Source organism: Chloroflexota bacterium, from assembly GCA_020850535.1.
Taxonomy (GTDB): domain Bacteria; phylum Chloroflexota; class UBA6077; order UBA6077; family JACCZL01; genus JADZEM01.
The window spans coordinates 75383-88738 of record JADZEM010000217.1 but is presented as its reverse complement, the minus strand read 5'-3'; the positions used below and the strand labels follow the sequence as shown (position 1 = coordinate 88738).

Here is a 13356-nt window from a genome sequence, read left to right as displayed (position 1 = left end):
TGATGCACCTTTCAGGGAATGTGTTGCAGGCCCCCGGCAGCCGCTATAATCGGTGGCGCAACACGGCGCGGGAATCTCCCGCGCCGCGCTCGTCGTTATGGCGCAGGCGAGCGCGTACGCAGACGCTCAGACGGTACCTGCCGCACGTGTGGGAAGGACGGAACCAGGCTATGGCTGACCGGACGGTGTATCTGACCCGGGAGGGCTTCAGGCGGCTCGACGAGGAGCTGGAGCAACTCCGGACGGTCAAGCGCCCGGAGGTCTCCGAACGCATCCGCCGGTCGAAGGACATGACCGACGTGACCGACAACGCCGAGTACGACGAGGCCAAGAGCGAGCAGGCGTTCGTCGAGGGGCGCATCGCCGAGCTTGAGGTGACGCTGGCGAGCGCCCAGATCATCGAGGAGACGGGGAGCACCGAGTTTGTCGGGCTTGGCTCCCGCGTGAAGGTCCGCGACGACGATGGCGAAGAGGACGACTATCGGATCGTCGGCTCGATGGAAGCGGACCCGAAGCGCGGCATGATCTCCAACGAGTCACCGGTCGGACGTGCGCTGCTGGGCAAGAAGCCTGGCGAGTCTGCGACCGTCGTCGCGCCCGGCGGAAGTTTCAACCTGACCGTGGTGACGATCGGCTAGGCCGATACCCCACGGTCAGGTTGCCAGGATCCGAGCGCCCCGCGCCGCTGGGCCGGCCCACTCGCACAGGCCGGCCGCTGTCTCGGCCGGGCGCTCCGGTACACTTGCCGGCGGACGGCAGTCCGCGCATCCCTCGGTTCGGCGCGCATGGTGCGCCCCGGCCGAGGCCCCGATCGCTTCTCTGTGAGTTCGTGCGTCGCCGTGGCCGGCGTCGCGACATCGGAGCAATGCCGTGACCCTGGACGAACGAGAGTCTCCAGACGGTACACCTGGAGACGAGCGCTCCGAGGACCGTCTCTTCGAGCAGCGTGTTGAGAAGCTCACCCGTCTCAAGCAAGCCGGCATCGATCCGTACCCGGCCCGCTTCACCCGCACGGATCTTGCCGCGGACGTGCTCAAGACCTACGACGCGGCGCCAGGACGCTCGGTCCGCGTCGCAGGCCGGGTCGTCGGCGGTATCCGCCGGATGGGTCGCGCGACCTTCCTGCACCTGCAGGACGTCAGCGGCAAGATTCAGGCGTTCTGCCGGCAGAACGACCTGGGCGCGGACCAGTACGCCATGCTCGATCTGGTGGACGTGGGCGACTTCCTGGGCGTCGTCGGCGAGACGATGCAGACGCGGACCGGTGAGATCAGCGTCCAGGCCCGTGAGATTCACATGCTCTCGAAGTCGCTCCGGCCGCTGCCAGAAAAGTGGCACGGGCTGCAGGATGTCGAGACGCGCTACCGCAAGCGCTATCTCGACCTGATCGCCAACCCCGAGGTGCTCGAGGTCTTCCGCACCCGCAGCCGCATCGTGCAGGAGGTCCGCACGTTCCTGGTGGAGCGCGACTTTCTGGAGGTCGAGACGCCGGTCCTTCAGCCGGTCCCCGGCGGCGGCTCGGCCCGGCCGTTCGAGACCTTCTACAACGCGCTGGATCGGACGCTCTCGCTGCGGATCGCGCTGGAGCTGTATCTCAAGCGCTGCGTGGTCGGCGGCATCGAGCGGGTCTTCGAGATCGGGCGCAACTTCCGCAACGAGGGGATCTCGCTCAAGCACAACCCCGAGTTCACGATGCTCGAGGTCTACCAGGCGTACGCCGACTACGAAGAGATCATGCGCCTGACCGAGGATCTGGTTGCCACGGTGGCCTACAAGGCGCTCGGGACCACGTTGATCGTGGTCAAGGGTGACATCACGGTGGACGTGTCGCCGCCGTGGGAGCGGAAGCCGCTGCGGCAGGCGATCTACGAAGGCTCCGGCGTGGACTACGACGAGCATCCGACGGCCGACTCGCTGGCGAAGGCGGCGGCGGATGCTGGCATGCGGGTCCAGCCGGGCTGGACCCGCGGCAAGCTCATCGACGAGCTGTTGAGCGTGTTCGTCGAGCCGAAGATCACCGCGCCGGTCTTCCTGGTGGACTATCCGTTGGAGCTGTCGCCGCTGGCGAAGAAGCGGACAGACCGCCCGGACATCGTGGAGCGCTTCGAGGCGTTCTGCGGCGGCATGGAGATCGCCAACGCCTTCAGCGAGCTGAACGATCCGCTCGACCAGCGCGAGCGCTTCATGGAGCAGGCTCGCCAGAAGGGCACCGGCGACCAGGAGGCGATGCCGTTCGACGCCGAGTTTCTGGAAGCGCTCGAGCACGGCATGCCGCCAACCGGCGGCATGGGGCTCGGCATCGACCGCCTGACGATGCTCCTGACGAACCAGGACAAGCTTCGAGACGTCATCCTGTTCCCGCAGCTGCGAAACGTGGAGTGAGGCCGTGCTGCCCCTGACACTGCTCAGAACCCAGCCAGACGTCGTCCGCGAGGCCTTGACCCGTCGGCGCGAAGACCCGAGCCTGGTCGAACTGGTGCTGGAGGTCGACCGGCGTCGGCGCGCGCTGGTTGACGAGCGCGACAATCTCCGCGCGACGCAGAATCAGGCCAGCAAGGGCGTCGGGCGCGGCGGCAAGCCGAGCGAGGAGGATCTCCAGCGACTGCGCGAGATGCGTGAGCGCATCAAGCAGCTGGACGACGAGGCGACAGCCGTCGAGGCCGAGCTGAACGCGCTGGTGCTGGCGCTGCCGAACCTCGTCGATCCGTCCGTGCCCGATGGCGAGGACGAGTCCGACAACGTCATCGTCCGGACGGTAGGCGAGCCGGAAACGTACGCGTTCGAGCCGCAACCCCACTGGGATCTCGGCGAGAAGCTCGGCATCATCGATTTTGAGCGCGGCGTGAAGCTGTCCGGTGCGCGGTTCTACCATCTGCGGGGGGCGGCCGCGCGCATGCAGCGCGCGCTGATCCACTGGTTCCTCGACGTGCACACGCGGGAGTTCGGCTTCACCGAGATCTACCCGCCGGCCATCGTCAAGGAAGAGGTGATGGTTGGGAGCGGCCAGCTCCCGAAGTTCCGCGAGAACCTCTACCACGACGCGGAGGACGATGTCTGGCTGATCCCGACCGCCGAAGTCGTGCTGGTCAACATCCACGGCGGCGAGATCCTCTCGGCCAGCGATCTGCCGATCTACTACTGCGCCTACACACCCTGCTTCCGCCGCGAGAAGTTCTCGGCGGGCCGGGACGTGCGCGGCATCAAGCGTGGGCATCAGTTCGACAAGGTCGAGATGGTCAAGGTCGTCGATCCGTCGTCGTCGGACGCCGAGCTTGACGCGATGGTGGCGCAGTCTGGCCTGCTCCTGGAGCGGCTCAAGCTGCCGTACCAGGTTATGCAGCTCTGCACCGGCGACCTCGGCACGGCGATGATGAAGACGTATGACTTGAACGTCTGGGCGCCGGGCTGCGGGGAGTGGCTGGAGGTGGCGTCGTGCAGCACGGCCGGGGAGTTCCAGGCCCGCCGCGCGAACCTGCGCTACCGGGCCGAAGCGGGTGGACGGCCGGCCTTCCCGCACACGCTCAACGGCTCCGGGCTGGCGCTGCCCCGCGTGATGATCGCCATCATGGAGACGTACCAGCAGGCTGACGGCACGATCCGCGTGCCGGAGGTGCTGAAGCCGTGGATGGGCGGCATCGAGGTCATCGGCCCGATGAAGTAGCTGATGGCCGGGCGACGAGGCTACTCGACGTCGGGCAGACTTGCGACGCCATGTTGCCAGCATCCGCCCCAGCTATTCGCTGCTCAATCAGTTCGATGAACTCAAGACGCTCAATGGCGTCACGTACCGTCGCATCGTCAGGTACGGACTGGATCGCCCTCACCATCTCGGACTTCGTGATCATGGTTGTGCCCCCTGCATCGGTCAACAACGCACGTAGCGTGCAGGGCAGACCCGACGCGGGCGTGGCGGTGAGCCTCAGGAGGCGAGCCTCAGGAGGCGGCCCAGCGGCTCAGCGCGTCCTTCCGCAGGATCACGATGCGCCGGCCACGCCGGGTGATCGCGCCACGATCCTCGAACGACCCCAGAAGCTGATTGACACGGGGGCGCGTCGCACCGATCATCCCTGCCAGATCCTCCTGCGTGAGTGCGGCCTGGATCTCGATGCCCGTCGAATCGTCCTTGCCGTGAGTGTCCGCCAGCTCCAGCAGCTTCTTGGCCAGCCGCCCCTGCAAGTCGAGGAACATCAGGTCGCCGACCTCTGAGCTGAGGCGGCGAATGGTTGCGGCGAGCCCCGCCAGGACGCCTTCGACGGCGGCCGGGCTGCGTCGCAGCAATTCCAGGAAGTCCTCGCGGCTGAGCGTGGCCGAGGTGACCGGCTCCAGCGCGACCACCGTGGCCGAGCGCGGCTCGCCGTCCAGCAGCGCCATCTCGCCATGCACGTCGCCGGGCCCCATAACCGTCAGGACGGCTTCCTCGCCTGTCTCGGACGGCAGCACGACCTTCACCCGCCCGTCGAGCACGACGTGGAGCACGTGCCCGGGGTCGCCCTGGTGGTACAGCGTCTCGCCCCGACGGAAGCTGCGGCGCTTCAGCGTGGGGATCAGGCGCTCAAGCTCGGCGGGCGGCAGTGACCCGAGGACGATGGACTTGCGCAGCAGTTCGAGGTCCATTGACGTGGCCATGACACCCCCTCGCCTCCGTCGAGTGTACTGGTTCGGTCTCAGCTGGGGCGTCCCCCAGGGAACAGTCGATCGGGCGAGCGTCACGGCTCGGCCTCAGGTTGGGACGCGGGCGCGCTCCTCGTGGACGTAGCGCAGCATCTCATCGAGGACGGTCTGTCGACCACGCGCGTATGCGTCGTCGAACGTCGCCTCGCCCAGCTCCTGGACCAGCTCGCCTCGAAGCCGGAGGTAGTGGCTCTCCTCGCGCGGATTGCGCCGCGAGGCGCCGCGTTCGAGGATCGCATCTGCACAGCCAATCAGCAGCGCCGCGCGCAGATACTCCTGGCGGCCTCCGGCGGTGAGCGCGAGGTACTGGAGGCAGCGTGCCGTCCACCAGTCCTCGCGCAGCTCGCGGAATGCTGCGAGCGCTTCGAGGAAGAGCGGCTCGGCGTCGTCGTAACGCTGGACGTCGTAGTAGAGGTTGCCGAGCTTCGGTACGCACGAGCCGAGCAGATAGCGCTCCCCGATGTCTCGGGCCATCGCGCTGGCGCGCAGCAGCAGCCTCTCGGCCTCGTCAAAGGCGCCGACACGCCGGGCATGAGCGCCAAGCTGCGAGACGGCGAGGGCCTGTCCCCAGCGGTCCGTGGTGGCTTCGAGCAACTGCGCGCTGACGTCCGAGGTCCGCCACGCCGCATCGCGGTCCAGCCGATCGGTCTCGTAGAAGTACGTCTCGATGATGCCGCGGTAGCTCAGCGAGCGGCCGGCTGTCATCCGGTCCCCCAGCGAGAGCGCCAGCTCGTAACCCTGGTCGAGCAGCGCGTGGGCCTCATCGTAGGCCCCCTGGATCATCGCCAGCGTGCCGGCCGCGTACAGGGCGCGTGCCCGCGCTGGTTGGGCCTCGTCGCCAAGCTCCCACGACAACGCCTCCGACAGCCACCGTCGCCCCTCGGAGACGTGCCCGCCGAGCCACCAGAACCAATGGAGCGCCCCGGCGAGCCGCAGCCCGGCCAGGCCGGCCGGGCTGCCCCCGGGCGTTTGCCGACCCTGAGCGTGAGCAGCGGCACACCAGGTGAACGCCACGGAGAGGTTCCCCAGCTCGCGTTCCAGCCGGTCGAGCCAGCCCACCTGCTCGGCGGTCAACAGCTCGGGATCGGCGGCCTCGGCCAGCGCGAGCAGGTACTCCGTCAGGCGGGCGCGCGCGGCGAACGTCTCGTCATGCAGGTCAAGCTGCTCAGCGGCAAACTCGCGAATCGTCTCCAGCAGCGAGTAGCGCGGCTCGCCCTCCACGGTGGACTGGCGGACGAGGCTCTTGTCCACGAGGGCGGTGATGGCGTCAAACGGGTCGCCGGTGTCCGTGGGGCGTCCGGCAGCGGGCGCTGGCGACTCAGCGGCCGAGGCGTCGGCGGTAACGGCCTGCAGCGCTTCGAGCGTCCACCCGCCGACGAATACCCCGAGCTGGCGGAACACCCGACGGTCGGCATCGCCCAGCAAGCCGTAGCTCCAGCCGATGGTGTCGCGCAGGGTGCGCTGGCGGGCCGGCAGATCGCGTGGCCCATCCGTGAGGATCGGCAAGCGACGGTCCAGGCGGCTCAGCAACGCTTTCGGGGGGAGCAGACGGATCCGCGCGGCCGCCAGCTCGAGCGCCAGCGGCAGTCCGTCGAGCCGCCGGCAAATCTCGGTCACGGCAGGGGCATTCTCCTCCGTCAACGCGAAGCTGTTGCGGACGGCCTGCGCGCGCGTCACGAAGAGGCGTACCGCGTCGCTGGCCGCGTACTGCTCGAAGGTTGCGCCATCGGGCGGGGGCAGCGGCAGCGGCGGCACGTTGATGTCGTACTCCTGCGAGAGGTGCAACAGCTCGCGGCTGGTGACGACGATGCAGAGGGCCGGGCAGCCGGCCAGGAGCGCCGCCACGACCGGGGCGGCTGGCTGGACGTGCTCGAAGTTGTCGAGTACCAGCAGGCTTTGACGCCCGCTGAGCGCATCGATCAGCGAGTCGAGCATCGGTTGCGCGCCGCGCTCCTGCACGCCGAGCGCCCGAGCGATGGTCCGCTCCACCAGCGCCGCATCGGTGACTGGGGCCAGTGGAACGTACTGCACGCCGTCTTCGAAGTGTGGCAGCAGCGCGGCGGCCAGCTGGACCGCCAGTGACGTCTTGCCCGTCCCGCCAGTGCCCGTGAGCGTCAACAGGCGGACTCGCTCGTCCAGCACGAGGCGGACGCAGCGGTCCAGCAGCATGTCCCGGCCGATCAGCGGCTGGCGCTGGACGGGGAGGCCCGCCGGAGCGCCGAGCGTGCGGGGCGGTGGGAACTCGCTCGGCAGCGCGCTGACGACCAGTTGAATCAGGTGCTCGGGCCGCGGGAGATCCTTCAAGACGTGGTGGCCGAGATCTCGCACCGAGATGCCCTCCGGCAAGGCCCGGCCGACGAGCGCCCGCGTCGTCTGGGACATGACGATCTGGCCGCCGTGCGCCGCCGAGCAGAGCCGGGCCGCGCGATGCACGTCCAGGCCCGTGTAGCCGTCAGCGGTACGCTCCGGTTCGCCGGTATGCAGGCCCATCCGAACGCGGATCGGCTCGTCGTCGGGCCAGAGCTCGGTGGCGAGCGCCTGCTGTGCGCCGACCGCTCCAAGGATGGCGTCCTGAGCCGAGGCGAATGCGACGAAGAGGGTGTCGTGCTGGGCGTCCACGAGTTGGCCACGATTCGGCCCGACGGCGTCCAGCACGATCTCGCGGTGCCGTGCCACCAGCTCGGGATACGACGCGCCGAGCCGTAGCACGTGGCGTGTCGAACCCTCGATGTCGGTGAACAGCAACGTCACCGTACCGTCTGGAAGACCTGAGGAGTCGGGGGCCATCCTGTGGTGCTCGCCTCTGTCGGTCAGAACGAAAGTACCTGATGCCGCCGTCATGAGGCGGTGCTCGTTAGTATGAGCGATCCGCGTGCGACCCAGTGTACCGCGTTCACCCGTCTTGAATCGTTGGTTTGCCGCTACGCGCCCAGGGCAATCGCATGATGACTGCGTCGTGCAGCGTCGTCGGGGGGGGGAGGTAGACCTGGCCCCTGCTATGCAGATTCCGTCGTCACGTTGGTCTACGAGACGCCGCGCTGCTCCAGCGGTGGCGCGGTCGGCTCCTCGCCGGGCGGCAGGCAGACGATCTTCCAGTCAGCATGTTGGCGGAGATCCGCCTCGACGGGCACATGCACGGCGTTGCGGCGGGCGTCCAGGTGCAGCCGGATCTGCGGCAGATGGAGCGTCGCCGCATCGACGCCGGTGACCACGCCGCGCCAGCCCCGGTACGGCCCGGTGACGACCTCGATCCAGTGACCGATGGCGTACATCGGGACGGTCGAGAGCAGCGCGCTGACTACGTCATGGTTCAGGTGTGAGCCAGCGATTTGCCGCAGCATGACCGCCACCCGGTCGAGCGGAAAGGCTGGCTTGTACGGCCGGGCCGAGGCCAGGGCGCAGAACACGTCGGCCACGGCGGCGATCTCGGCGATCAGCAGGATGCGCGTCGGTCGAAGCCGGTCGGCCTCCAACCGCAGGATGCGATTGTTGCCCACAAGCTGGCGCGGGTAGCCGGAGCCATCCTGCTTCTCATGGTGCTGGTAGGCCACGTGCGCCGGCAGCGTGCTGAACAGCGGCAGGCGGCGCACCAGCTCGAAGCCGAGCAAGGGGTGCTTCTTGATCTCCTCGAACTCTTCGAGCGTCAGGCGGCCGGGCTTGTTGACGATGGCCGGGTCGATGTAGACCTTGCCGATATCGTGCAGCAGCGCTCCGAGCGCCAGCTCGCGAATCTGGCTGTCCGGCAGGCCGAGGTTGCGCCCCAGCACGATGGCGACGATGGCGACCTCAACCGAGTGCTCAAACGTGTAGTCGCTGTGGGTCTTCAGCGATTCGAGGCTGGCGACGGCATCCGCGCCGAGGATCTCGGCCATGATCCGCTCGATGTCGCGGTAGAGCGCTTCCAGCATCGACATGCCGTCGCTCGGCAGTTGCAGGACGCGGTCGCCAAGCTGATCTGTCGGGCGGCCAGCCGACCTGCCACGGCTGGAGGACGGGGACGGCCGGGCGCCGGCGCCACTGGACGGCGCTCTGCTCGGCATCACGCCGGCCGTCACCGCCACGATCTCGAACATCCTGGCGACGTGGGCGGCCGTGCTGGCCCGCACCTGCGCTGAGACGATGTCCACGGGCCGCACGTCGTCAGACAGGCCGTCCTCGACGTGCACCGTGAAGAAGCCGCGTTGCCGCAGCGCTTCGACGTAGGCCTCGGTCAGGACCGTCCCCTCGGCGAGCAGGACGTCCCCGCGCTCGGTGAAGACCGCCCGGGCCAGAACGTTGCCGGGGCGCACGGACGACAGGTCTCGAACGTGCATCTGCTCCTCACCTCCTCATGCGCCAGTCATGCAGTGCGCGGGTCGTTTGACGGGTCGACGTTCGACGTCGGCCGGACTGGCCGCACGGGCGGCCGCGAGGCCCGCCCGTTTCTCCCAACGATGCGCTCACGACAAACGAGACTGGCTGCCGAACAGGCGGCCGGCGGTTGCTCGGCCCGACCGGTGCAGCTACCGGCGAAGCCTGCAACAGAACCAGGAATGCCGTCGCTAACTTGCGCGGCGCGCCAGGTCAACCCCGCGCGTCAGCCCCTGCGGCCCTGCCGTCCCGTCCGCCGTCTCGACCTGACCGGCCGTCAGGTGGAAGCGCCCGACCAGACCCCGCAGATGCTCGGCAGCGTGCGCCATCGCCTCCGCCTGGGAATTCATCTCCTCGACCCGCGTCGACATGTCGACGACGGACGCCTCAACGATGCGCGCGTCGTCAGCATTCTGCTCGGAGATCGAGGCGATACCAGAGGTCAAATTGACAACCTCGCCGGCCTGGGCTGCCATCTGCTCCGTCGCCGCCGAGTTCGCCTCGACCCCGCCGGCGATTTCCTCCATCGTATCGACGACCGAGCGCGCCCCCGTTGACATCCCCTGCGCCGCCGCCGCGATCTCGTTGACCTGTCCCACAGTGGCATCGACCTCCTGGAGGATCCGTTCGAGGGCTGCGCCGGCCAGGGCGGCCTTCGCCATCCCGCGCTCGACTTCCGTGGAGCCGTCGGCCATCGCCGAGACAGCCTGGCGGGTGCCCGCCTGCACGTCGTCGATCAGCGCCCCGATCTCGCGGGTCTCCCGCTGGGACCGCTCGGCCAGCTTCCGGACCTCGTCCGCCACCACCGCGAAGCCGCGGCCAGCATCGCCAGCCCGGGCGGCCTCGATGGCAGCGTTCAGCGCCAGCAGGTTGGTCTGCTCGGCGATGTCGTTGATGGTGCCGACAACGGCCCCGATCCGCTCCCCGAGTGCCCCGAGCTCCTTCACCTTCGCCGAGGCGTGGTGGACGACCTCCTTGATCTGCTCCATGCCGCTGACCGTCTGCTGCACGGCGCCGGCGCCCTGGTGGGCCGAGTCGCGTGTGCTCCGGCTGGCATCCGCGACGGCCTACACGGTCGCGGCCATCTGCTGCACGCTGGCGGCCATCCGCGCCGACGTGCCAGACGCCGTCTGAACCTGGTGGGCCTGCTGCATCGCGCCGCGCGCCACGCTGTCAATCGCCTCTGTGAGCTGGCCGACTGCCGCGTTGGAATGGTGGGCGGACTGGCTGGTCTCGCTGACGCCGCCGACCACCTGTTGAATCGACCGCGACACCTGCTGCACCACGTCGCCGGTCCTGGCCGCCGTCTGGCCAAGCTCTGTCGAGGTGCCGGCCAGCCGGTCGGCCGTGGCCGTCACCTCCCCGAGCAGCTCTCGGAGGTTGCCGACCATCTCGCGGAACGCGATGCTGAGCGCATCGTGCTCAGACTGTGGCTCGACGTCCATGGCGAGGTCGCCGGCCGCGACGGCATCGGCGACGGCCGCCATCTGTCGCTGATACCGCACCATGCGGCTCATCGCGGTCGCCATCTTGCCGATCTCGTCGGCGGACTCGGCATCGACGGTCTCGCGCAAGTCGCCCTCGGCCAGCCTGGAGGCCACCGCGCCGACCCTGTTGATCTGGCGAACCAGGACGCGCGCCACCAGCCACGACACCGTACAGATCACCGCGACGGCGACGGCCAGCGCACCGGCGAGCGCCGCGCCCAGGGACATCGCCGGCGCCAGCACCTCGTCACGGCTCTGGGAGCTTGTGGCAACCCAGCTCAGCCCGGGGTAGGAGGCGTAGCCGGCGGAGTTCGCCCAGCCAGCCATGACTGCACTGTCGCCGGCCGTCGACACGCCGTCACGGTGGCCGGTCGGCGCGGCCCTCGCCAGTGTCGCACGCTGGTCAGCCGACGGCGACGCCTGGAGGATCTGAGCAGCGTCGTCGTGGATCAGCGGCAGGCCCCGCAGCGAGAGCAGCCCGAGCCGCATCGTCTCCATGCCGTCGCGGCGCGCCCGGTCCTGGACCTCTTTCAAGATCTGGGTGGCAACGTCCCAGTTGAAGCGGTTGGTCCAGACGCCAACGATCCGGCCGTCGACGTCCTTGATCGGCGCGCTGAAGCTGAGAGCGAGGTCTGCCCCGGAACTCTCCCCATAGACAGCCCGCATCAGGTCGTCGTGGTGCAGGTCTTCGACCAGCGCAGTCGTGTCCTTGATCTGCCCCGCCATCGCCTCGCGGTACCAGCGCTCGCCGCTGACATCGCGCTGCAACAGGGCCTGGGACGTTGGAAGGGGTTTGCCGTCGAGATCCACGCTGTTGACGGCCACGATATGGCCCTGGGCGTCCGCCACGATCATGAGCTTGTAGATCGGGCTGTAGACGCCCATCATCGTGTCGATCCAGGCGGCGATGCGCTCCGGCTCCATCGAGCGGGCTGGCGCGCTCAGCGCATAGGCCTGGACGTCGCCGTAGCGCTCGAAGAGGTTGCGGTCCAACTTGTCGATGGCCTGGAATGCCACGTCCTCGACACGCTGCCCGGCGGCGTCGATGACTGTCCGCTCAGCGGAGCGGTACGCGAAAACGCTGACTGCCAGCATCGGCACGAGGCCGAGCAGCAGAAACGCCGACAGAAGCTTCGTTCGAATCGATCGCTCGTTGAGCCACGGCATCGCATGCCACCCATTTCTTGACCGTATCCCCCCCACCATCACCTGCAACGCCGTCGTGATGGCTGGTGTGATGGGTGGCCCGCGAGCGCGCCACATTTTGTGCGGGCCGCACAAACGACGTTGGGCATACGTCACAACTCAGCGGCCTTCAGGTGGCTGCGACAGGCCAATCACCGCGTGCGAGCGGCGGCCATCCCGTACCATTCAGCCATTCGGCCGTACAGGGGGCCTGCGCCGCTCGAGCCGTGGCAGCACGCGATTCCCGGGCTGCCGCCCATGCCGCGCTCCCAACCCGCACGCCTGGAGATGGTGAGCGTACCGTATGACACGATACTTTCTGACCGGCGGGGCTGGCTTTCTGGGCATCAACCTCAGCCGCTTCCTGCTCGCGCGCGGCCACGAGGTCGTCACCTACGATCTTGCGCCGTTCGACTACCCTGACGCGAAGGGCCGGGTCACCGCGATCACCGGCGACATCCGCGACCGGGCGGCCCTCTGGCGGGCGATGCAGGGTGCGGACGTGGTCATCCACACGGCTGCCGCGCTCCCGCTCTACTCGACGCAGGACATCCTGACCACAGACATCACCGGCACCCGCAACGTGCTGGAGATCGCCCTGCAACACGGCATCGACCGCGTCGTACACATCTCCTCAACGGCGGTTTATGGCATCCCGGATCACCACCCGCTCTACGAGGATGACCGGCTCATCGGGGTCGGCCCGTACGGCAAGGCCAAGATCAAGGCCGAGCAGTTGTGCGAGAGCGCCCGCGAGGCCGGACTCTGCGTCCCGATCCTCCGGCCAAAGTCGTTCGTCGGGCCGGAGCGCCTGGGCGTCTTCGCGCTGCTCTACGACTGGGCGCACACTGGCCACAACTTCCCGAACATCGGGATGGGGAACAACCGCTACCAGCTGCTCGACGTGGCCGACCTCTGCGACGCGGTGTACCTGGTGGCGACCGGCGAGCGTGAGGAGGTCAACGACACGTTCAACATCGGAGCGGCCGAGTTCACGACCTGGAAGCAGGATGTCCAGGCGGTGCTGGACGAGGCCGGCCACGGCAAGAAGGTGATCCCGCTGCCCATCGTTACACCGATGATCTGGACGCTGCGGCTGCTGGAAGCGTTCAACCTGTCGCCGCTGTACAAGTGGGTCTACGAGACGGTCTCGAAAGACTCGTTTGTGTCCATCGAGAAGGCGCAGCGCGTGCTCGGCTTCGATCCGAGGTACTCGACAGCCGAGGCGATGGTCCGCAACTACCACTGGTACGTCGAGCACCTGGACCAGTTCGAAGGGACGGCCGGCGTCTCGCACCGGGTGCCGTGGAAGCAGGGCATCCTCGGACTCGCCAAGCTGGTCTTCTAGCGGGCCTCAGAGCAATTGCGTGATGACCTTGTCGTGATGCATCGTCAGCGCTTGACTCTGGCCGGCTTTAGGCCGTCACCTGTGGACAGACGTGTCAAGTTCCTGAAGGTGGGTGTATGCTGGAGAGGTCTGCTCCTTTGGACTCGCCTGGGCGCATCGCCTCTCTGGGTAGAGGCTGGCCAGAGGCCCTTTGTGGCCTCGGTACTTCGGCGCAACGGATGACGGCGTCGCCTTCCTGCCAGGTCGTGTGCTGATCGGGATCTGTCGCCGCCAGCGTGCGGCCCCGATACGTCCGGGCGAGGGGCCGGATCAGTT

At 68.2% G+C, this 13356-nt stretch carries 8 protein-coding genes and 1 pseudogene; 4 read left to right on the top strand and 5 right to left on the bottom strand.

Annotation, left to right across the window (positions count from 1 at the left end; all coding sequences use genetic code 11):
* Positions 1-170: 170 nt before the first annotated feature.
* From greA to serS, 3 genes are all read left to right on the top strand, one after another.
* Positions 171-638, top strand: coding sequence for a transcription elongation factor GreA (greA, locus tag IT306_30030; GenBank protein MCC7372689.1), 468 nt, complete (start codon positions 171-173; stop codon positions 636-638).
* A 238-nt stretch (positions 639-876) separates the two neighbouring features.
* A complete protein-coding gene (gene lysS / locus IT306_30025; protein MCC7372688.1) occupies positions 877-2382 on the top strand; it encodes a lysine--tRNA ligase in 1506 nt (501 codons plus the stop codon).
* 4 nt (positions 2383-2386) lie between these two features.
* Positions 2387-3661: a serine--tRNA ligase gene (serS, locus tag IT306_30020; protein ID MCC7372687.1), complete on the top strand. Its 1275-nt coding sequence runs from the start codon at positions 2387-2389 to the stop codon at positions 3659-3661.
* A gap of 272 nt (positions 3662-3933) precedes the next feature.
* Here serS and IT306_30015 read toward each other — a convergent pair whose 3' ends face one another.
* The 5 genes and pseudogenes from IT306_30015 to IT306_29995 form a co-directional block, all read right to left on the bottom strand.
* Entirely contained in the window at positions 3934-4626 is a 693-nt protein-coding gene (locus IT306_30015) for a Crp/Fnr family transcriptional regulator (protein MCC7372686.1), read from the bottom strand.
* Positions 4627-4719: 93 nt separating this feature from the next.
* Positions 4720-7422, bottom strand: a complete 2703-nt coding sequence (locus IT306_30010; GenBank protein ID MCC7372685.1) for a tetratricopeptide repeat protein — start codon at positions 7420-7422, stop codon at positions 4720-4722.
* Positions 7423-7694: 272 nt separating this feature from the next.
* Positions 7695-8984 carry an HD-GYP domain-containing protein gene (locus tag IT306_30005; protein MCC7372684.1) on the bottom strand — a complete coding sequence of 430 codons (1290 nt, stop codon included), beginning with the start codon at positions 8982-8984 and terminating at the stop codon, positions 7695-7697.
* A 228-nt stretch (positions 8985-9212) separates the two neighbouring features.
* Positions 9213-9944 (bottom strand): annotated as a pseudogene (locus IT306_30000) (methyl-accepting chemotaxis protein).
* A 144-nt stretch (positions 9945-10088) separates the two neighbouring features.
* On the bottom strand, positions 10089-11675 hold the full coding sequence (locus tag IT306_29995; protein ID MCC7372683.1) for a methyl-accepting chemotaxis protein: 1587 nt from the start codon (positions 11673-11675) through the stop codon (positions 10089-10091).
* Positions 11676-11997: 322 nt separating this feature from the next.
* Here IT306_29995 and IT306_29990 point away from each other — a divergent pair, with 322 nt between their 5' ends.
* Positions 11998-13041, top strand: a complete 1044-nt coding sequence (locus tag IT306_29990; GenBank protein MCC7372682.1) for an NAD-dependent epimerase/dehydratase family protein — start codon at positions 11998-12000, stop codon at positions 13039-13041.
* The last annotated feature ends 315 nt before the right edge of the window (positions 13042-13356 follow it).

What these genes read in the sequence shown, in the direction of transcription:
- IT306_30015 (MCC7372686.1), bottom strand. Translation starts at nt 4,626, where the DNA reads ATGGCCACGTCAATGGACCTCGAACTGCTGCGCAAGTCCATCGTCCTC.
- IT306_30005 (MCC7372684.1), bottom strand. Translation starts at nt 8,984, where the DNA reads ATGCACGTTCGAGACCTGTCGTCCGTGCGCCCCGGCAACGTTCTGGCC.
- greA (MCC7372689.1), top strand. Translation starts at nt 171, where the DNA reads ATGGCTGACCGGACGGTGTATCTGACCCGGGAGGGCTTCAGGCGGCTC.
- IT306_29990 (MCC7372682.1), top strand. Translation starts at nt 11,998, where the DNA reads ATGACACGATACTTTCTGACCGGCGGGGCTGGCTTTCTGGGCATCAAC.
- IT306_29995 (MCC7372683.1), bottom strand. Translation starts at nt 11,675, where the DNA reads ATGCCGTGGCTCAACGAGCGATCGATTCGAACGAAGCTTCTGTCGGCG.